Here is a 19826-nt window from a genome sequence, read left to right on the forward strand (position 1 = left end):
AGCCGTACACCGTCAGTACACGCGCGTACCAGCCGTATCGGTCGTACGGACACGTATCGGTCGTACGGAACCGCCTGAGCCCGAGTTCACGAGGACACCTGTCTAGATGCCTGCGAACGAGTCCCCGAAGCAGTTCCCCGGGATGTCCGTCACGACCTCCGAGGGCGTACGGGCCTGGCTGGCGTCGGCCGTCGCCGAGGCGGCCGGGCTCGACCCGCTGTCCGTCGACCAGGAGCGGCCGATCGCCGAATTCGGCCTGGGGTCACGCCAGTTGGTGACACTGGCCGCGGACCTCTCCGAGCGGATCGGCCGCCCCCTGGACCCGTCCCTCGTCTTCGACCACCCCACGATCGCGGCGATCAGCGAGGCCGTCTTCGACGACAGGCACCCCGTCGGTGCGGCGGAAGCCAACCCGGCGTCGACGGACCCGGCGTCGGCGGGCGCTTCCGTACGGGCAGGTGATTCCGCACGGGCAGGTGCTTCTGCGCGGGCGGGCGATTCCGTCCGGGCGGACGACGACATCGCGATCATCTCCATGGCCTGCCGCTTCCCCGGCGGCGCCGACGACCCCGAGGCACTGTGGCGGCTCCTGGCCGCGGGCGAGGACACCATCTCCGAGGTGCCCGTGGGCCGTTGGGACACTCAAGGGCTCTACGATCCCGACCCGGAGGCCACCGGCAAGGCGTACACCCTGCGCGGCGGCTTCCTCTCCGACATCGACCGTTTCGACGCGTCCTTCTTCGGGATATCGCCGCGCGAGGCCGCGGCCATGGACCCGCAGCAGCGGCTGCTGCTGCAGACCGGCTGGGAGGCGATCGAGCGCGCCGGGATCGTCCCTGAGACGCTCAACGGCAGCTCCACGGGCGTCTACATAGGCCTGTACGACAGCGGATACCTGGCCTCGGCCGGACTGGGACAGCTGGACGGGCACGTCGGCACGGGCTCGGCGGCGAGCGTGGCCTCAGGCCGGATCGCGTACACCCTTGGTCTCCAGGGCCCGGCGGTGACCGTCGACACCGCTTGCTCTTCCTCGCTCGTCTCCCTGCATCTGGCGGCGCGGGCGCTGGCCGGAGGCGAGTGCGACCTCGCGCTGGCGGGCGGCGCGACGCTCCTGGTGACCCCGCGCGGGCACGTCGAGTTCAGCAGGCTGCGCGGGCTGTCGCCGTCCGGGCGGTGCAGCCCGTTCTCGGCCGACGCGGACGGCGTGGTGTGGGCCGAGGGCTGCGGTCTGGTGCTGCTCAAGCGGCTCGCGGACGCCCGCCGGGACGGCGACCGGGTGCTCGCGGTCGTCAAGGGCTCGGCGATCAACCAGGACGGCCGCAGCCAGGGCCTGAGCGCCCCGAACGGCCCGGCGCAGGAGCGGGTGCTGCGTGCCGCCCTGGACGCCGCCGGGCTCCGGCCGGACGACCTGGACCACGTCGAGGCGCACGGCACGGGCACGCGGCTCGGCGACCCCATCGAGGGCCGGGCGCTGGCCGCCGTCTTCGGTCCTGGCCGCCCGGCCGACCGGCCGCTCGGCGTCGGCTCGCTGAAGTCCAACATCGGTCACACCCAGGCCGCGGCGGGCATCGGCGGCGTCATCAAGACCGTGCTGGCCCTCGGCCACGAACTCCTCCCGGCGTCGCTGCACGCCGAGACCCCGACCGAGCACGTCGACTGGGCGGGCGGCGGCCTGCGCGTGCACAGTGGCGCCCAGGCGTGGCCACGGAGCGGCGACCGGGTGCGGCGGGCCGGGGTGAGCGCGTTCGGGATCAGCGGCACGAACGCGCATGTGGTGCTGGAAGAGGCGCCCGAGGACCTGGCGCGGCCCACCGCGGACCTGCCGGGCACGGAACAGCCCACCGCGGACCTGCCGCGCACCGACCTACCCGCCGCGGACCTGCCCGGAAAGACCCTCTTCCCGCTCTCCGCCCGCACCCTCCCCGCCCTCCAGGGACAGGCCGGCCGCCTCCTCGAAGTGCTCACGGAACAGCCGCGGTTGCCGCTGCCCGCCGTGGCCGGAACGCTGACCCACCACCGCACGCATTTCGAGCACCGAGCCGTCATACAGGCCGGCAACCGCGACGACCTGCTGACCGCACTGCGCGGACTTGCCCGGACACCGCTCGACCTTGCCGAGGGACAGCCCGCCACCGACCTGGTCGTCGGCCCCCAACGGACCCTTCCCCCGGGCAAGTTGGCCTTCGTCTTCCCCGGTCAGGGCGCCCAGTGGGCCGGCATGGCCCGCGACCTGCTCGATCGCTCCCCGGTGTTCGAGGACGAACTCGACCGCTGCGACGCCGCCCTGCGCCCGTTCACCACCTGGTCGGTGGCGGCCGCCCTACGCGGCGACGCGGGCGCCCCGCCCCTGGACCGCGTGGACGTCGTCCAGCCGGTCCTCTTCGCCGTGATGGTGTCCCTGGCCGCCGTGTGGCGGGCCCGTGGCGTTCGGCCGGACGCCGTGATCGGGCACAGCCAGGGCGAGGTCGCCGCGGCCTGCGTCGCCGGGGCGCTCAGCCTCAACGACGCGGCCGCGGTGGTCGCCCTGCGCAGCCAGGCTCTGACCGAGCTGTCCGGCACCGGCGGCATGGCCGTCGTCGGCCTGCCGCACACCGAGGTGCAGGCCCGCCTCGCCGAGCTCGACGGCCGGGTGTCCGTCGCCGCCGTGAACAGCGGCCGTTCGACGGTGATCGCCGGTGAGGTGGAGCCACTGGAAGCCCTGCTGGCCGACCTCGACCGGCAACAGGTGTTCGTCCGCCGCCTGGACGTCGACTACGCCTCCCACAGCGCCCAGGTCGAGCCGGTGCGCGCGACCATCCTCGACGAACTCGACGGCGTCACCACCTACCCGACGTCCGTCGCCTGGTACTCCACCGTCTCCGGCGAGCCGGTCACCGAGGAGCTGGAAGCCGACTACTGGTACACCAACCTCCGCGAACCCGTCCGCTTCGCGCCCACCGTGGAGCGCATGACGTCCGACGGCTACCGGTACTTCGTCGAACTCAGCCCACACCCGTCCCTGCTCACCGCCCTGAGCACCGTCGCCGAGGACTCCGACCACGCCCTGGTCGCCGTGGGATCGCTCCGCCGCGACGAGGGCGGGCCCGCCTGTCTCGACCGGGCCGCCGCCGAACTGCACGTCCACGGACGGCGGATCGACTGGCGGCGCCTGGTCCCCGACACGGCGACAGCGGCGGACCTGCCGACGTACGCCTGGGATCCGGAGCGCCACTGGATCGAGCCCGAGTCCGCCGCCGTCACCCCCGGTCTCTTCGACCGCGCCGCGCACCCGTTGCTCGGCATCCAGTTGCAGTCGGCGGACGAGACCCGCTGGACCTTCCGCAACGAGTGGTCCCCGGCCACCGCCGACTGGCTGCCCGACCACGCCGTGTTCGGACGGACCGTGGTGTCGGGCACCACGCTGATGGAGCTGTGCCGCGCCGCGCTCGCCGTGGCCCGCCCCGACGATCCCGGTGACGTCACCGAACTGCTCCTCCTCTCGCCCCTGACGCTGCCCGAGTCCGGCACGGTCGAGGTGTCCGTCGAGGTGGTCACCGACGGTCCCGTACCGGAGATCACCGTGCACAGCCGTCCGCGCGGCCAGGAGACCACCGGCTGGACCTGGACCCTGCACGCCACCGCGTCGGCGGCCGAGCCCGCTCCGATGACGGCGGGGCAGCCGCCCGTGTGGCCGGAGGCGGCCGAGCCGGCCTGGAGCCCGCGGACGTACGAGCGGCTGACCGGGCTCGGCCTCGGCTACGGCCCGGCCTTCCAGGGCGTACGGTCGGCGGTCGTGACCGGCGACGGCGAGCTGCTGGCCCGCCTCTCGCTGCCGCCCGTGGCCCGCGACGCGGCCGACCCGTACCCGGTCCATCCGGCGCTGCTGGACGCCGCGCTGCACGTGGCCGCCGCGTTCGATGCGCGCGACGCGTCCGACGGCCGGGTACTGCTGCCGGTCGCGGTGGGCCGCTGCGTGCTGCCGCCCGGCGGCGCGACCGACCTCACCGCGTCCGTACGGCGATCGGGCGGCTCCGGTACGGACCTCACGCTGGACGTGACGCTGTGGGACGCCGACGGTCTCCCGGCGGGCCGCCTGGAGGGCGTACGGCTGCGGGCCGCCGAACCGGCGGACCTGAACGGCGTCTCCGCGAACGGCCGGCACCTGTACGAGGTGGCGTGGACGGCCGTACCCGAAGAGCCTGCGGGGGCCTCGGGCACCGAGTGGACCGTCCTGGGCGACCACTCTGACCCGGAGGTCGCGACGGCCCTGCGAGGCTTGGAGGCGGCGGGGATCCAGGTGCTCGGGGCGGGCGCCGACATGCCCCCACAGCTGCCCGAGACCAGCGTCGACGTCCTCGTACGGTTCTGGTCGCGCCCGGCGCCGGGGACCGAACCGGCCGCCGCGGCGCAGGAGTTGGCGGACACCGCACTTGCCGAGCTGCGGGCACTGATCGCCCTCCCGCAGGACGAGGCGCCCGCCCGGACCGTCTGGGTGACCCGCGGGGCGATCGCGGCCGGCGACGGGGACACGGTGCCCGCCTTGGCCCAGTCGGTTCTGTGGGGCCTGGCCCGCAGCGCCCGCACCGAGCACCCGGACCTCGGACTGACCCTGCTCGACCTCGACGGCTCCGATCCGGCGGACGCTCTGCCGGCCGCCGTGGCGTGCGCCGACGAGCCCGAACTCGCCCTCCGCTCAGGCGCGTTGCTCGCCCCTCGGCTGGTGCGCGCCCGTACCGCGAACGAGACGCGGATCCCGGCCGGGGACGGCAACGGCCGCCCCGCCTTGATACCCACCGACGGCACAGTGCTGATCACCGGCGGTCTGGGCGCGGTCGGCCGCCACATCGCCCGCCTCCTCGCCGAACACGGCGTCCAGCGCCTGGTCCTGACGTCTCGCCAGGGATCCGACGACCCGCGCACGGCCGAGGTGACCGCCGAACTGACCGAGCTCGGCGCCGAGGTCGAAGTGGCGGCGTGCGACGTCGCGGACGCGGCGGCCGTGGCCGGCGTACTCGCCCGTATCGGCGACGAATCGCCGCTGCGCGGCGTCGTGCACTGCGCCGGTGTCCTGGCCGACGGGGTGGTCGCCGAACTGACGCCCGAGCGCCTCGCGCAGGTGCTGCGCCCCAAGGTCGACGGCGCCGCCCACCTGCACCGGCTCACCGCCGACGCACCACTCGACCTCTTCCTGCTGGTCTCCTCGGCCGCCGGAGTCGTCGGCAACGCGGGCCAGAGCAACTACGCGGCGGCCAACGTCTTCCTCGACCAACTGGCCCATCACCGGCGGGCCTTGGGCCTGCCCGGTGTCTCGGTCTCCTTCGGCGCCTGGGCAGGCGAGGGCCTGGCCGCCGAACACGCCGACCTGGACCGGATGGCCCGCCTCGGCCACCGCGCCCTCACCCCCGACCAGGGCCGCGAACTCGTCGAACTCGCCCTGCGGCGGGGCGCACCGCACCTGGTCGCCTCGGCCCTGGACCTGCCCCGACTGCGCGAGACCGCGGCCACAGGCGGCACCGCGGCGGCGCTGTGGCGCTCGCTGCTGCCGGCGCCCCGCACCGGCCGGGCCCGCGGCGACGGCCTGGCGGACCGCCTGGCCCGGCTGCCGGAGGCCGAACGCACCGAGCGTGTCCTGGCCCTGGTCCGCGACGAGGCCTCCCGCGCACTCGGCCTGCGCTCGGCGGAGTCCGTCCGCCCCGACCAGCCGCTGCGCGAACTCGGCATGGACTCGGTGACGGCGGTCGAACTCCGCAACCGCATCGGCACCCGCATCGACGCCAAGCTCCCCGCCACCCTGCTGTTCGACCACCCCACTCCAGCCCGCCTCGCCGAGTACCTGCTGACCACCGCACTCGCGGCCGGCGGCCGTACGCCCCACCGAACCGCCCGCGCCGCCCGACCGCGGCAGCTCACCCACACGACGACGACATCGGCGTCCGACGAGCCGCTGGCCGTGGTGGCCATGGCATGCCGCCTCCCGGGTGGTGTGAGCGATCCGGAGGGTCTGTGGCGCCTGGTCGCGGAGGGCCGTGACGCGGTGGGCCCGTTCCCGGCGGGACGCTGGGACGTGGAGTCGCTGTACGACCCCGACCCGGACGCCCTGGGCAAGTCGTACGCCCGCGAAGGCGGCTTCCTGGACGACGACGTCCTCGAGTCCTTCGACGCGGGCTTCTTCGGGATCACTCCGAAGGAGGCGGCGGCCATGGACCCGCAGCAGCGCCTGCTCCTGGAGACGGCGTGGGAGGCGCTGGAGCGGGCCGGGATCGTGCCCGCCGAGCTGGCGGGGAGCACCACCGGCGTGTACGTCGGCATGTTCGGCAGCGACTACCTGTCGGGCTCTCGGCTCGACCAGTTGGACGGGTACGTCGGTACGGGGTCGGCACTGAGCGTGGCCTCGGGCCGGCTCGCGTACACGCTCGGACTCAACGGGCCGGCGCTGACGGTGGACACGGCGTGCTCGTCGTCGCTCGTGGCGACGCACTTGGCGGCCCAGGCGCTGCGGTCGGGCGAGTGCGACCTGGCGCTCGCCGGCGGCGTGACGCTGATGGTGACACCGGGGACCTTCGTGGAGTTCAGCCGTCTGCGGGGACTGTCCCCGACCGGTCGCTGCCGCTCCTTCTCCGACGATGCCGACGGCGCCAGTTGGGCCGAGGGCGCGGGCATGGTCGTACTGAAGCGGCTGAGCGACGCCCGGCGTGACGGTGACGAGGTGCTGGCCGTGCTGCGTGGCACGGCCGTCAACCAGGACGGCCGCAGCCAGGGGTTGTCCGCGCCGAACGGTCCGGCTCAGGAGCGGGTGATCCGGCGGGCGCTGGAGCTGTCCGGGCTCGAGCCCGCCGACATCGACTACGTGGAGGCGCACGGGACGGGGACGACGCTGGGCGACCCGATCGAGGCGAACGCCCTGTCCGAGGTCTTCGGCGACTCGCGTCCTCAGGACCGCCCCCTGTATCTGGGCTCGCTCAAGTCCAACATCGGCCATGCGCAGGCGGCTTCGGGCGTGGCCGGACTGATCAAGGTGGTGCAGTCGCTGCGCCACCGCACCCTGCCGCGCACCCTGCACGCCGGCACGCCCAGCCGGCACGTCGACTGGGACGGCAGCGGGCTGCGGCTGCTGCGGGAGGAAGCGGCCTGGCCGTCGTCGCGGGAGGGAGCGGGGGAGGAGGGGGAGCGGGTACGACGTGCCGGTGTGAGCGCCTTCGGGATCAGCGGAACCAACGCGCATGTGATCGTGGAGGAGGCTCCGCCGATCGAGGTAGAGGTCGGGGCGGAGCCGCCGGGTCAACTCGCCCCGGGCAAACGGTTGTTCGTGCTGTCCGGGCGGAGCGAGGCCGCTCTGCGCGGTCAGGCCGCGCGGCTGGCCTCGTACCTGACCGAGGACAGCGCCCTGCCGGACGTCGCCCACACTCTCGCGCGGCACCGCAGCCACTTCGAGCGGCGTACGGCGATCGTGGCGGGCGACCGGGACGAACTGCACGCCGCACTGGGCGCGTTGGCGACCGGACGGACGCCGCCGATGCCGCCCCGCGAGGAGCAAAGCGGCAAGGTGGCCTTCGTCTTCGCCGGGCACGGCGGTCAATGGCCGGGCATGGGCGTGGAGTTGATGGCCGGATCGGACGCTTTCCGGGAGGAGCTGACCCGTATCGACGAGGCGGTGCGTCGGCACGTCGGCTGGTCGGTGCTCAACGTGCTGCGGGCACCGGAGGAATTCTCCCCGCTCGAACGGACCGAGTTCCTGCAACCGGTGCTGTTCGCGGTCAACGCCGCGTTGGCCGCCGCTTGGCGTGCGCTCGGGGTCGCCCCGGACGCCGTGGTCGGGCACAGCCTGGGCGAGATCGCCGCCGCCTACAGCGCGGGCGCCCTCACCCTGGACGAGGCCGTGACCGTGGTGACCGGGCGCGCCCAGGCGGTCGTACCGCTGGTCGGGCAGGGCGGCATGCTGGCCGTGGAGCTGCCGCGCACGGAGGTCGAGAAGCTGCTCGCGCCGTACGAGGACCGGCTGTTCGTCGCGGCGGTCAACAGCGCCGACTCCACGGCCGTCTCCGGCGACGCCGTCGCGCTGGCCGAACTTCGGCAGGGCCTCGACGAGCAGGAGATACCCGCCCGACGCCTGTCGACGCCGTTCGCCTCGCACACCCCCTTGATGGACCCGCTCCGCGAGGAACTGCTCGACCGGTTCTCCGGCATCGGAGGCACGCGGACACCGACCTCGCTGTACTCGACGGTGCTGGCGGAGCCGGTGCCCGGCGACCGGCTGGACGCCGGGTACTGGCACGCGAACCTCAGCCGGCCGGTCCGATTCGCGGACACGATCCGACGGATGCTGGACGACGGCTACCGCTACTTCGTCGAGCTGAGCCCGCACCCCTCCCTCACCGCGTCCATAGAGGCGGTGGCGGCCGAAGCCGGGATCGACGCGGTCGGCGTCGGCTCCCTGCGCCGCCAGCAGGACGCGCCCGACGTTCTGCTGCGCAGGCTGGGGGAGTTGTACGCGGCCGGGCACACCCCCGACTGGCCGGTGCTGTTCCCGGAGGGCCGCCTGGTCGACCTGCCCACCTACGCGTTCGCCCGCGAACGCCACTGGCTCGCACCCGCCCCCGCCCCCGCGACAGGCGGTTCGCCGCTCCTCGGTACGCACGTCGAGGCCAGTGACGAACCCGACCGGCACACCTTCCAGAGCGAAATAGACCTGCGCGACAGCCGTTTCGCCTACCTGACCGACCACCGGGTCACCGGCGAGGTCTGGCTGCCCGGCGCCGCCTTCCTCGACATGGCACTGGAGGCCGCGGCCGCGGTACGGGACGGCGGCGACGTGCGGCTGGCCGACGTCAGGTTCGTACAGCCGCTGCGTCTGGACGCGGAGAAGCCCGTACGGCTCCAACTGGTCCTGCGGCCCGCCGAGGACGGCTTCCGGGACTTCACCATCGCCTCGGCGGCCGCCGGTGAGCGGCACGATCGGCGTACGCGGTGGGAGCGGCACGTCAGCGGACGCGTCGCCGTCACCCCCGCCGAACGCGCCGGGGAACCCGCCGAACTCGCCGCCGACGCGGGCGAGTCGCCCGGCGCGCTGCGCGAGCGGTGCGCGGAGGAGGTGGACCTGTCGGCTGTCTACGCGCAGCTCAACGCCCTCGGTATCGAGTACGGTCCGGCCTTCCGGAGCCTGGAGGCGGGCCACCGCACGGACTCCGCGGCGCTCGGCCGGCTGGCCGACAGGCCCGCCGCCGGTCATCTGCTGCACCCCGCGGTCCTCGACGCCGCCTTCCACACGGCCGCCTTGCCGGGTGACGCGCCCGGGGGCCGGGCGTTCGTGCCCGTCGGGGTCGGACGGCTGCGGTTCACCGGGCTGCGCGCCATGCCCGTGTGGGTGACCTGCGAGCTGCGTTCCGTGGCAGGCGACACCGCCACCATGGACCTGCGGCTCTGGGACGAGAACGAACAACTCGTCCTGGAGGCGGAGGAGTTCGAGCTGGCCGCGCTCTCCCCGCTGGACGGCGCGCTCTTCGAGACCCGCTGGCAGCCGCGCCCTGTCGCGCAGGAGCCGCCTGCCCAGGGCAGTTGGCTGATCCTGGCCGATGAGACCGGGGTGGCCGTCGAACTCGCCGAGCGGCTGGGCTCCACGGTGCCGCATGTGATCGCCCGCAGGGGCGAGGTGTTCGGCGTGGAGGGCCCCGGTCGGTACGTGCTGGATCCGGCCGATCCGCGGCATCTTGCGCGTCTGCTCGACGAGGCCTTCCCGGACGGGCCGCCCGAGCGGGTCGTCCAGTTGTCCGCGCTCGACGCTCCGGCGATCGGGGATGCCGGCAAGGCCGAGGAGGCGGCTCGGCTGTGCTGCCTGAGCACCCTGCACATGGTTCGGACGCTCGTCGGCCGTCCGCGGAGCGGCCAGGCCCCCCGTCTGTTCGTGGTCGTCCGGGGCACCCAGGCCGCGGGTGACAGCACGCAGGTGACGCACCCTCAGCAGGCGCTCGCCTGGGGCTTCGGTCTCACGGTGGCGCAGGAGTACCCGGAGCTGACGACCACGCTGATCGACCTGCCGTCCAGCGGCGGAGTCGACGCGCTGTGGACGCAGTTGCGGCACGCCGACGACGAACGGCTGGTCGCGCTGCGGGAGTCGGGACGCCTGGTGCCGCGCCTGGCCCGCACCCGCCCGGACGGCGGCGGCAACGGCGAGATCACCCCCGACGGCGTGTACCTGATCACCGGTGGTCTTGGCGGTCTCGGCCGCGTCGTCGCCGAGCGACTGGTGGGCCGCGGTGCCCGCCGACTGGCACTGATGAGCCGGAGCACACCCGACACGGACACCGCGAGCTGGATCAAGGATCTTGAAGAGCGTGGCGTCACCGTGCACCTCGCCCGCGCCGACGTCGCCGACCGTGACGGCCTGACGGCCGCCGTGGACGCCGTACGACGTGCGGCCGGCCCGATCGCCGGAGTCGTCCACGCGGCCGGTGTGCTCGACGACGCCACGCTGGCGAACCTGACGGACGAACGAGTCCTGCGCGTGCTCGCCCCCAAGGTGCTGGGCACCGCCCTGCTCACCGAACTGATCCCGGAAGCCGCGAACCTGGTCCTGTTCGCCTCGGCGGCCGGCCTCCTCGGTTCGGCCGGACAGAGCCCGTACTCGGCGGCGAACGCCTTCCTCGACGCCTGGGCACACCACCTCTCCCGTACCGATCGCCGGGCGCTGAGCCTCGACTGGGGTGCCTGGACGGGCGTCGGCATGGTCGCCGAGTCCGGCACCCGGGCCGCCGAGACCAGCCGATCGGGTCTGGTCGCCTTCTCCCCCCAGGAGGGCGGCGAACTGTTCGAGCGCGTGCTGGCCACCTCCCGCCGCCAGCTCGCACCCCTCGCCCTGGACTGGGGGATGCTGGCGCTCGACCCGGATGCGGCACGCACCCGCCCGATTCTGAGCGACCTGGTCAGCGTCCCGACGGGTGCGGCGGACTCGGACGGCCTCGTCGAGAAGGTGTTCGCGGCGACGACCGACCAGGACCGCGCCGCATGGCTCGAGGCGTACGTACGGGCCCGGGTCGGCGACGTCTGCGGCGGTGTCGTGGAGGCGTCCGCGGCCACGGCCCTCAAGGAGCTGGGCCTGGACTCCCTCATGTTGGTCCGGTTGCGCAACGCCTTCGCCCGCGACCTGGGCGTCGAACTCCCGGCCGCCGACGTGTTCTCGGCGCCGGACATCCGAGGCCTGGCACGGACTCTGGCGGAGGCCCTGCCCGAGTTCCCGCCCGGCCGGGACACCGTGGCGCGGGGTGAGGAGCGGCAGGCCGACGTCACCTCCGAGGTGCCCGGGACCGAACTGCGGCCCGCGACCCGCGATGTCGTACGGCTGCTGCGCAGCGCCCGGCCGGACATGCCGGACGCGGCCCACGCCATCGGCCTGGCCGTACGGCTGACCGCGCCGACCACCCGCGAGACGCTCACCGACATCCTCACCCGGCTCGCCGCACGACACGCGGCCCTGCGCACCGCGATCGTCACCGGAGCCGGGGGCGGGCGGGAACTGCGGGTGGAGAAGGAGCTGGCGGAGCCGGTGCTGCGGTGGACGGCCCTGGCCGCCGATGCCGCCCTTGACGCCGCCGACCGGTTGCGTCAGCTGCTGGAGCCGCCATTCGACCTGGCGAATCCGCCCTTGTGGCGGTTCGAGCTGCTGGACGGCGGTGCGCGGGGCCAGATCCTCGTCTTCGGCGCGCACCACGCGGTGAGCGACCTGCAGTCGCTGCTGCTGGTGGCGGGGGAGATCGACACCGAGTTGTCGGGCACTTCGCTCGGCGACGCCGTCACCAACCGCGACATCGACCTGCTGATCCAGGCCCAGCAGTCGGTCCAGGGGGCCGACGCGAGCGCGGCCGAGTGGCGAGAGGCCTTCCAAGGCAGCGCCCGTCTCGATCTGACGCTCGCCGGGCCGCGCCCGGCCACGCGGTCGTACCGAGCCGGAAGCGTCACCGTGGCGATCCCCGACGGGCTCATGGAGCGGGTGTCGGCACGGGCGAGCAGTCTCGCCGTCACGCCCGCCGCCTTCTGCCTCGGCACGCTGACCGTGCTGCTGGCCCGGAAGCGGGCACGTGAGCGCTTCGTGCTCGCCGTGCCCGTGGACACACGCATCCACGCCGACGCGTACGACGCCGTGGGCTTCTTCGGAGTGCCGGTGCCGTTCCCGGCGCAGGCGGGTGAGGACGAGCGGATCGAGCACGTGCTGCGCCGCACCGACGGCCGCCTCGACCGGGTCCTCGCGAAGGGCGCCATGTTCTCCGACGTTCTGTCGACGCTGGCCCAGCAAGGGCTGTACCGGGCGAACGCGCCGCTCGTCGAGGTGTACTTCAACTACGTGCGTTCCTCGGCGGGCCGCCTGGCCAACCTCGAGGTGCTGCCGGCCGGGACGGGCTACTCCGATCTCGACCTGATGATCACCGTGACCCCGGACGCGGGCCGGATCCGGCTCGACCACAACGTCGACATCCTGGACGCGGCGACCTCCACCGAGCTGGGGGAGGAGTTCCTGCGGCTGCTCGCGGAGGCGGTCGAGGATCCGACAGCGCCGGTTCGTACGGTGCGTACGGTGGCTACGGCGGGCGGGGCCGCCGATGCCCCGGCTGCTCATGAGACCACGACCGTCCCTCGCCGCTCCGTCGCCCTCGCCGCCACCTTCGCCCTCGGCAACCTGCCGCTGATGTGCGAGACGGCGGTCAACGAAGGGGCGGTCGATGAGGGGAAGGGGATGGAGGACGGCGGTGTGACGGTCGCGGAAGGCCCGTACCACCAGGTACTCGCGAGCCTGCGGGACCCGTCCAGCGTCTTCGCCGACCCCGCCACTGCGGTGGGTGTGGTGCTGCTGCGGGCGGTGGACCTGGAGCGGTTCGGCCCGGTGGACGACGCGCTGCTCGCCGAAACGCGCACCGAGTACTCGGCCGCACTGCGAGCCCTGTCCGAGCGGACCCGCAAGCCGCTGATCGTAGGCTTCCTGCCGACCTCACGCGACGACGACCGCCTTGAGCGGTGGGAGCGGTGGGAGCGGTGGGAGCGCGAGCTTGCCGCCGAACTGGCCGAGCTGCCCGGTATCGCGGTGCTCCGCCCCGACGACTGGACCCGGCACCACCTCGTACAGGAACGCTTCGACGAGCGGACCGAGCGGCTGGCCCACCTCCCCTTCACCCCGCGTTTCCAGGCGGCGGTGGCCCTACGACTGGCCGAGGTCGTACGGGCGGTGCGGCGCCCCGCGCCCAAGGTGATCGCGGTGGACGGTGACGAGACCCTGTGGGGCGGCGTGGCCGGAGAGATCGGTGCGGACGCGGTGGACCTGACCGGGCCGCGTGCCCTGCTGGCGCGGAGACTGTTGCGGTGGCGGGCGGCGGGCGCGCTGCTGGCGCTGGTCAGCAACAACGACGAGGACACGGTCCGGGCCGTCCTGGATCGCCCGGACAGCCTGCTGAAGGCGGACCACTTCAGCGTGCTGTCCGCCACCTGGGGCCCGAAATCGGGCCGCCTGGCGCAGGCGGCGCACACGCTCGGCCTCGGTCTGGACAGCTTCCTGTTCCTGGACGACAACCCCGTCGAGATCGCGGGGGTCCGGTCGGCGTCGCCGCAGGTGCTGTCGGTGACCTGCCCGCCGACAGCCGAACTGGAGGATTTCCTGGGCCGGTTGTGGCCGCTGGTCCCGGTGGCGGCAACGGCCGAGGACTCGCTGCGAGCCCGGTTCTACGAGCAGGAGCGGGAACGGGACGCCGTCCGCGAACAGGCCGTTGAACAGGCCGGTTTCGAGGAGTTCCTCGCCGAGTTGGAGCTGGAGGTCGACATCCGGGCCCTGACCGAGGCCGATGTGCCGCGGGCCGAACAACTCGTCCGCCGGACGAATCAGTTCACCCTCCGCGCCCGGTCGGCCGACGGCGGCGATGTCGCCCGGTGGCGGGAGCGCGGCGAGGTGTGGACGGCCGCGGCCCGGGACCGTTTCGGCGACTACGGCCAGATCGGTCTGCTCGCCATCCGACAGGACGGCGACCAACTCGACGTACTGGCCTGGATGATGAGCTGCCGGGCGCTCGGCCGAGGTGTCGAGGAACGTCTCTTGCAGTGGCTGGCCGAGCGGGCCGAGGAGCTCGGCTGCGCGAAGGTCCGGCTGACGGCGGAGCGCACGCCGCGCAACGTACCGGCTCGTCGCCTGCTTGCCGGCCTCGGTGGTGGCGACCAGGAGGACGAGCGGCTGGAGACCGTGGTCACGCCGGAACATCTGCGGGCGTTCCGTTCCTGGAAACGGTAGGCGGCGGCCAGCCTTGGGCCTTGGGAAGCAGTGGCAGTGAGCGGGAGGACAGTGCACATAGTGAAGGGCTCTCATGCGTGACGTGAACGCGGACTCGTCGGCGTACGCCGGACAGCGGGCGACCGGCGAGGCCAAGGCCATCGAGCGGGGCGGGGGCGGGCTCAGCCTGGACGACCTGCTGGCCAAGGTCAGGACGGCCGCCGCACCCACGCCGACCGGCGTCGCTGCGGACTCGGATCCCGGTACGGATTCGGGTCTCGACGCCACCCCGACCGACATCGGTGCTGATCCGGGTGCCGGCATCGCCCAGGCACCCGCCGCCCCGGATGTGGACGGCCTGGCCGCCGCCATCGCCGCCGCGGCGGGTTCGTTTCTGTCCGAGGGACACCTGTCGCCGGACACCGACTTCTTCGACGCCGGGGGCAGTTCCGTGGGCGCCGTGGAACTCGTCGCGGAGCTGGAACGCGAGCTGGGCATGGAGATCGCCCTGGACGACGTGTTCGCCGACGCCCGCCCGCGCAGTCTCGCCCAGCGCTGGCTGTCGGCCGCCGGTCTTGCGGCCACGTCGGGAACTGCGGCGACCGCGGAGACTCGAGCCCCGGTGACGTCGGCAGCCGTGACAGCCGCGGCAACGCCGCCCCCGGCGGCCACCGCGACCGGCACGTCAGCGACCCCGGCCCCGGCGACCATCAACACGGGCACGTCACCGACGCCGGGCGCCCTCCGGCTCTCCGCCGCGACCACCTCCCACCCCACAGCCCAGTCCGCCAACCACTCCACAGCCCGCCCCGAGGACCTCGACCAGATCCTGGCCGACCTCTCCCTCGCCGACCGCCTACCGTGGACCGGCTCGCCCGAGCCGCTGCCGCCCCGCCGGATCCTGTTGACCGGCACCACCGGCTTCCTCGGCAGTCACATGCTCCTCGACCTGCTGCGGTACAGCGACGCCCACGTCTACTGCCTGGTCCGCGCGGCCGACGAGGAGGCGGCCGTGGCCCGGCTCGGCGAGGCGCTCAAGGGCTACGAGCTGCCCTGGTCGTCGGAGATCCGGCGCCGGGTGACCGTGCTCCCCGGCGACATGCGGCGCCCACGCCTCGGCCTGCCAGACGATCTGTGGAACACCCTCGCCCACGAGCTGGACAGTGTCGTCGGCGTGGCGGCGGCCGTGGACTTCCTGCGCGGCTACCAGTCGCTGCGGCAGAGCAACGTCCTCGGTGCGCTGACCCTGGCCGAACTGGCGGCGACCGGCCGGCCCAAGCCCCTGCACCACATCTCCTCGATCGCGGTCTTCAACGAGGTCGGCATCACCGCCATGGGCGAGGACGACCCGCTCGCCCACGCCGACCGCCTCATCGCGGGCTACGACCAGACGAAGTGGGCCGCCGAGGTCGCCCTGCGGCGGGCCCGCGACCACGGACTGGTGGTCACGGCGCTGCGCCCGGGCGGCATCGGCGGCCACACCAAGACCGGTGCCTACAACCCCCAGGACCTCAGCAGCGGCCTCATCTCGGCCTTCGGCCGCTTCCGCACCGTGCCCGCCTTCCGCTACCTGAACGCGGCCCCGGTGGACTGGGTGAGCCGGGTCGCGGTCGGCGTCGTCTGCGAACCCGACGCCTGGGGCTACGACTACAACCTGACCGGCGTGCCCAACACCCTCGACGACGTCGTACGGGACATGGCGCTGGGCGGCATGCACGTGCGCGTCCAGGACTGGGACGAGTGGCGCACCGACGCCCTGGCCCGCCTGGAGGCCGACCCGGTGCCCGAACTCGCCTTTCTGTCCCGGGTGTTGCAGAGTCCCACCGCTCTCAAGCTGTGCGAGGCGACGTTGCAGGGTCCGGCGGCCACCGACGATCGCACCGCCGCGCTCGTCGAGGCGCTCGGTCTCAGGCCCGCGGAACGCTACGACGCCCAGGCGCAGATGAAGACGTTCGAGCGACTCGCCCACGACGGCCTCGCCCGGTTGCCGCACAAGGACGACCAGCCATACCTGTGGTTCTCCGAGACGACCGAGGGCAGCGTCGGCCCGGTCGGCGCCGACGCCGACACTCCTCGCTCGATTCCCCGCTCGACTCCCTGCTCGATGGCGCTCACCCTCTCCATCGCGAGCATGCACCAACTGGTGACGGAGCGCCGGGTGGACGTCAACGGCGAGCTGGTGTGCGCGGCGGTGCACCCCGAGCCGCTGGTCGTGGAGCGGGGCGACGTCTGGATCCGCCCCGAGGAGGGCATCCCCGAGCAGCACGGTATGCGGCACCAACTCCTTTGCTACCGGCTGCTGTTGCGCGACACGGACGGCGGGCGCTGGTGGCTGGAGGGCCGCAAGTACGCGCGGGCCCGCCGCGACGTGTGGCGGCAGACCCGCGCGCTGACCGTCGAGATCGGCCGCGAGGGCGACCCGGCCCACCTGACGGGCGAGGTCGTCGTGCCCGCCGACAGCTACGTACGCGACCAGATCGACGGCATCAAGGTCGACCCACGCCTGACCAGCAGGGAGAAGCGGGCCGCCAAGCTGACCTGGCTCGCCTGGTTCGGCATGGAGATGGGCCGCGGGCTGCTCGGCCCCTTCGCCCGGGCCGCCGCCGATCTGCTCGACCTGCGACGCACCCAGACCTCTTCGGAGCGCAACCGATGATCCACAGGACGACCAACTCCCGGACCAGGCCGACGATCCGCAGGGTCAGGACCACCACGGCCCTGCGCCCCCTCCACCACCGCCTCGACCCGGGGGCCGTCGAAGAGATCCCCTTCCGGGCCGGTGACGGCCTCCGGCTCGGCCTGACCCGCATCGACAGCGGCGAGGCGGACCGGCCCGCCGTGCTGCTCCTGCACGGGCACACCGCGTCCGCCGACATGTTCCTGCTGCCCGAGACCCGCAACCTGGTCGACGTCCTGCTCGACGACGGGTACGAGCCGTGGCTGCTCGACTGGCGGGGCAGTTGCCGGCTGCCGTACAACGAGACCGGCCAGAAGTACACGTACGACGACGTCGCCCTGTACGACATCCCCGAAGCCGTGTCCCACATCCGCCAACGCATCGGCGACCGGCCGCTGTTCGTGGTCGCGCACTGTATCGGCTCGCTCACGTTGTCGCTGAGCATGGCGGCGGGGCTGGTGCCGGGGCTCGCCGGCGTGGTGTCGCAGGGCGTGTTCCTGACGCCGAAGCTCGCGGGCCGCACCTCGCTGCGCATGACGCTGGCCGGGGAACTGCTCAAGTCCCGCATCGACCACATCCCCGTCGACTTCCGCAAGGTGGGCCTGTGGTCGAAGTACACACCGCTGTTCGCGCTGGCCGCCCGGAAGGCGAGCTGCCCGGATCCGACCTGCCAGATCCTGCACAACTCGGCCTGGGGCACCGGCGCTTCGCTGTTCGTGCACGAGCATCTGTCCGAGGCCACCCACAACCGGCTCGCGGAACTGCTCGGTCCCGCGCCGCTGTGGATCCTGCCGCATCTGCGCCGGATCGAGCTGGCCCGCAGCGTGGTCCGCTGGCACGACGGCGACCACCGCTACCGGGCGCTGCCGCCCAACGCGCTGGACGCGGCCGGCCGCATCGACACCCCCGTCCTGCTGCTGGCGGGCAGCGAGAACGGGCTGTGGCTGGACTCCCAGAAGCTCTGCCACGAGATACTCGCTCGCAGGCAGCCGCACTTGGACGTGGCGTACGCCGAGATTCCCGGCTACGGTCACCTCGACACTTTCCTAGGCCGGGGCGCCGCCCTCGACGTGTTCGGGCACATCCTCGACTTCCTCGACAAGCGGCGGTGACGGGCGGCTGCCGGGGCGGTCGGCGACAGCACACTGCAGTACCCGGACCACATCTGGACCACAACCGGGCCCACATCCCAGGAGGCGACGACCCATGCCACAGCTCTCTGTCGACGGCGCGGTACTGACGTACGACGACGAGGGCCCCCGCGACGGGGACGGCGTGCCCCTGGTGTTCATCCACGGCTGGACGGCCAACCGGCACCGCTGGGACCACCAGATGGCCAACTTCGCCCCGAAGCGGCGGGTGATCCGGCTCGACCTGCGCGGGCACGGCGAGAGCGACGGGTCGGCACGGACGATCGAGGAGCTGGCCGCGGACGTCCTCGCCCTCCTCGACCAGCTGAAGGTCGACCGGTTCATCCCCGTCGGCCACTCCATGGGCGGGATGATCGCGCAGACCCTCGCCCTCGCCCATCCCGAGCGGATCGAGCGCCTGGTACTGGTGAACTCGATCAGCCGGATGGCCTTCAGCCGCGGGCGCGGCCTGCTGATGGCGGCATCCACGCTGGTGCCGTTCAAGCTGTTCGTCGCCACCAACATCCAGCGGGCCTTCGCCCCCGGCTATCCGCGCGCTGAGATCCGCGAGTACATCAAGGCATCCTCGGCCACGCCGCGGGAAGTGGTCATGACCCTCTACGCCGCCATGCGGGCCTTCGACGTCCTCGACCGGGTCGGCGAGATCCGCACGCCCACCCTGCTGGTGCACGGCTACCACGACATCCAGCTGCCCGTCGCACAAATGCTGCGGATGGCGACGGCCTACCCGGACGCGGTGATCCGCATCGTGGACGCCGGCCACGAACTGCCGGTGGAGAAGCCGGCCGAACTGACCGCGGCACTGGACTGGTTCGTGACCGACCGAGCTGCTTCGTGACCGATCGGGCGTGAGGCGGACAGCCGCTCTGTGCGAGTGTCATCAGGCTCCGGGCCGCACCCGCGAAGTTCCTCGACGGCCAGGCGTACGGAGCGCCCCGCACCTCCGGCTCGTCCGGGACGGGCACACGGAACCGCGGTGACGGCAGCCCCGCTCCGATCCGACTCGCCGTGACACCACCGATGAGTTCATCCGGCGTCCGTCGTCCTACAGGAGACAGACTGCATCGACCACTCCTCCCGGAGGAACATCATGAGGAAGATCACCGCCGACCTGTTCATCTCGCTCGACGGCGTTGTGGAGGCACCCGACCAGTGGCACTTCCCGTACTTCAACGACGAGATGGGCGCCGCCGTCGGCGCGAGCCTCGGCACGGTCGACACCATCCTTCTCGGCCGCAAGACATACGACACCTTCGCCGGCGCGTGGCCGGAGCGTGAGGCGGCCGGTGGCGAGGACGCGTCCTTCGCCAAGAGCCTCGGCGACGCACGCAAGATCGTCGCGTCGAACCAGAAGCTCGAGTTCACCCGGCGCAACTCCGAGCAGATCGACGGCGACCTCATCGACGCCGTCACCGCCCTGAAGAACGAGCCGGGCGGGAACATCGCCATGAGCGGCTCGGTCTCGGTGGTCCGCCAGCTGCTGGCCGCCGGTCTGCTGGACGAACTGCATCTGCTGGTGCACCCGATCGCCCTGGGCAAGGGCATGCGGCTGTTCGACGAGGGTGAGTCCTCGATCCCGCTGAAGCTGATCTCCTCGGAGACGTTCCAGACCGGCGTGCTGAACCTGGTCTACGCCCCGGCCGAGTCGGCCGGCGACGCCGGTTACGACGAGGCCAAGACCCACCTGCCCCAGCCCGAGCAGTAATCACCTAGGCACTCGGTACTCAGCGCTCGGCGCGACAAATGGCTCGGTCCACGAGGGGGGGGGCGTCCCCCCTCGCAG

At 72.9% G+C, this 19826-nt stretch carries 5 protein-coding genes; all 5 read left to right on the top strand.

Features of this window, described 5'->3' with window-relative positions; translation table 11 throughout:
* Positions 1 to 106 precede the first annotated feature (106 nt).
* The 5 genes from ACTWQR_RS31665 to ACTWQR_RS31685 all read left to right on the top strand — a co-directional run bounded on the left by ACTWQR_RS31665 (position 107) and on the right by ACTWQR_RS31685 (position 19748).
* Positions 107 to 14236 carry an SDR family NAD(P)-dependent oxidoreductase gene (locus ACTWQR_RS31665; RefSeq protein ID WP_443230642.1) on the top strand — a complete coding sequence of 4710 codons (14130 nt, stop codon included), beginning with the start codon at positions 107 to 109 and terminating at the stop codon, positions 14234 to 14236.
* Positions 14237 to 14309: 73 nt separating this feature from the next.
* Positions 14310 to 16871, top strand: a complete 2562-nt coding sequence (locus ACTWQR_RS31670; protein ID WP_443230643.1) for a thioester reductase domain-containing protein — start codon at positions 14310 to 14312, stop codon at positions 16869 to 16871.
* Complete coding sequence (locus ACTWQR_RS31675; protein ID WP_443230644.1) at positions 16868 to 18004, top strand: alpha/beta hydrolase; 1137 nt, start codon at positions 16868 to 16870, stop codon at positions 18002 to 18004. Before ACTWQR_RS31670 ends, ACTWQR_RS31675 begins: the two co-directional genes overlap by 4 nt.
* Before the next feature lie 94 nt (positions 18005 to 18098).
* Complete coding sequence (locus ACTWQR_RS31680; RefSeq protein WP_443230645.1) at positions 18099 to 18881, top strand: alpha/beta fold hydrolase; 783 nt, start codon at positions 18099 to 18101, stop codon at positions 18879 to 18881.
* A gap of 252 nt (positions 18882 to 19133) precedes the next feature.
* Positions 19134 to 19748: a dihydrofolate reductase family protein gene (locus ACTWQR_RS31685; protein WP_443230646.1), complete on the top strand. Its 615-nt coding sequence runs from the start codon at positions 19134 to 19136 to the stop codon at positions 19746 to 19748.
* Positions 19749 to 19826: the final 78 nt, after the last annotated feature.

Source organism: Streptomyces sp. 2A115, from assembly GCF_052245575.1.
GTDB lineage: Bacteria > Actinomycetota > Actinomycetes > Streptomycetales > Streptomycetaceae > Streptomyces.

Bases quoted from the DNA above. Each gene is read 5' to 3' on its own strand.
- ACTWQR_RS31665 (WP_443230642.1), top strand. From the start codon at position 107: ATGCCTGCGAACGAGTCCCCGAAGCAGTTCCCCGGGATGTCCGTCACG.
- ACTWQR_RS31670 (WP_443230643.1), top strand. From the start codon at position 14,310: ATGCGTGACGTGAACGCGGACTCGTCGGCGTACGCCGGACAGCGGGCG.
- ACTWQR_RS31675 (WP_443230644.1), top strand. From the start codon at position 16,868: ATGATCCACAGGACGACCAACTCCCGGACCAGGCCGACGATCCGCAGG.
- ACTWQR_RS31680 (WP_443230645.1), top strand. From the start codon at position 18,099: ATGCCACAGCTCTCTGTCGACGGCGCGGTACTGACGTACGACGACGAG.
- ACTWQR_RS31685 (WP_443230646.1), top strand. From the start codon at position 19,134: ATGAGGAAGATCACCGCCGACCTGTTCATCTCGCTCGACGGCGTTGTG.